Source organism: Caballeronia sp. J97, from assembly GCF_905220305.1.
Classification (GTDB): Bacteria; Pseudomonadota; Gammaproteobacteria; order Burkholderiales; family Burkholderiaceae; genus Caballeronia.
In genome coordinates this window covers 1-793 of the sequence record NZ_CAJMZL010000089.1, presented here as the reverse complement: position 1 = coordinate 793, position 793 = coordinate 1, and the positions used below count along the sequence as shown (strand labels likewise).

General features: G+C 65.2%; 1 pseudogene. It reads left to right on the top strand.

Features of this window, described 5'->3' with window-relative positions:
- Positions 1–2 precede the first annotated feature (2 nt).
- Positions 3–793 (top strand): annotated as a pseudogene (locus U4Y90_RS35950) (pyrrolo-quinoline quinone); the annotation flags it as partial.

The window sequence follows — 793 nt, the reverse complement described above, 5'->3', positions numbered from 1 at the left end:
CGATGGACGTCGTCACCTGGCACAACGACATCGCGCGGACCGGGCAGCAGCTCGCGGAAACCATCCTCACGCCCGCGAACGTCAATCAAAGCACCTTCGGCAAGCTCGCGCTCTTTTCCGTCGACGGCGCCGTCGACGCCGAACCGCTCTTTCTCGCGGGCGTGCCGATCGCGGGCGGCACGCACAACGTGCTCTATGTCGCGACCGAGAACGCGAGCGTCTACGCGTTCGATGCCGACAACGGCACGGTGCTGTGGAAAGTGTCGACGCTCGGCAGCGGCGAGAAACCGAGCGACGATCACGGCTGCCATCAGATCACGCCGAGCATCGGCGTGACGGCGACACCGGTCATCGACCGCACGCGCGGGCCGAATGGCGCGATGTATGTCGTCGGCATGTCGAAGGACGCGTCGGGCGGCTATCATCAGCGGATTCACGCGCTCGACGTCACGACGGGCGCCGAGCTCTTCAACGGTCCGACCGAAATCCGCGCGACGTATCCGGGCAACGGCTCGGGCAGCCAGAACGGCACGCTTACTTTCGATCCGGGCCAGTACGCCGAGCGAGCATCGCTGCTGCTGCTGAACGGCGTCGTCTATACCGCGTGGACTTCTCATTGCGATTTCCTGCCGTACACCGGCTGGGTGATCGGCTACGACGCCAACACGCTGCAGCAGGCGAGCGTGCTCAACGTCACGCCGAACGGCCAGATGGGCTCGATCTGGATGAGCGGCGCGGGACTCGCGTCGGACGGAGAAGCGATCTATTTCCTCGACGCGAACGGCACCTTCGA